The following is a 1,144-nucleotide window of genomic DNA, read 5'->3' on the forward strand; positions in this document are numbered from 1 at the left end:
CCACGACCTACGACAACCCCCGCGCCCCCGAACGCCTCTGGCCCGAATGCCCCACCTGCAAAACCCTGGTCGACCAGGTCGCCGACCGACGCGCCGCCGCAGCCGCCCAGGTCCGCTACGACCTCCACGCCTACGGCGACCGCCCACCCTGCCGCCACCACCACCACACCTAACCGCACTGCCCTAAATCTCCTGTCCGCGTTGTCTCGTCACGCTCACGCGGACAGGCACCCCCCGGGGGGCCGGACCGTCCCATCCCACCCCCGGGGAAAAGCGGTGGGGCCACACACTGTGCCTGGCCCCACCGCCCCCACCACCTCTCACCACCATGCCTTTCGGAAAGGGCCACCTGTGTTCTCGTCTCGTCCCAGGGTGGGCAGCCACTGATGGCCGACCCCGTCCCCATCACCATCGGCCAACGACTCGTCGCCGCCGAACTCCGCCACCGCCGCCACGCCGCCGGCTACACCGTCCACGACGTCGCCCTCATGATGGACATCTCACCCAGCAAGATCTCCCGCCTCGAACACAGCCGACGCCCCCTCCACTTCGTCGACGCCGCCGGACTCCTGGCCCTCTACCGCGTCACCAGCTCCGAACGCGAGGCACTGCTGGACCTGTGCCGACCCAACACCCCCAGCCGAGGCTGGTGCCTACCCACCCGCGACCTTTCCCAGGCACACCGACACGTCGAATCCCACGCCACCCGCTACACGATGTTCGACGCCCTGACCATCCCCGCCCCACTCCAGACCCCCGACTACACCCGCCACCTGTGCGCCAACCTCGGCCACACCCCCGACGACACCGAACGCCGCATCGCCTGCGCCCAGGGGCGCGCCAGCCTCCTGTCCCGCGACCGGCCCCCCGAGGTGACTCTGTTCGTCAGCGAGGAAGCACTGTGCCGCCCGATCGGCCCCACCCCGATCATGACCGCCCAGTACCACCACCTCGCCCGCCTGACCCGGAAACGATCGGTGACGTTCCGGATCGTCCCGGCCGAAGTCAGCGCTCCACGGCTGGGGGCGTTCGCGTTCTACGAAAGCGAGGACCTCCCACCCATCGTCGTCCTGGAAACACCCCGAGCACTGTCCTTCATGGACACCAAACCCGAAGTGGACTACTACGCCACAGCCATCCGAGG

Annotated in this window: 1 protein-coding gene; it reads left to right on the top strand. The window is 69.1% G+C overall.

All coding sequences use genetic code 11. The annotated features are described in order from the left end of the window. Positions 1 to 386: 386 nt before the first annotated feature. Positions 387 to 1,144 (top strand): helix-turn-helix domain-containing protein (locus tag BUE43_RS32480; protein ID WP_073490189.1); only part of this gene is annotated, 758 nt, incomplete at its 3' end.

The sequence above is a fragment of the Streptoalloteichus hindustanus genome, from assembly GCF_900129375.1.
Lineage (GTDB): Bacteria > Actinomycetota > Actinomycetes > Mycobacteriales > Pseudonocardiaceae > Streptoalloteichus > Streptoalloteichus hindustanus.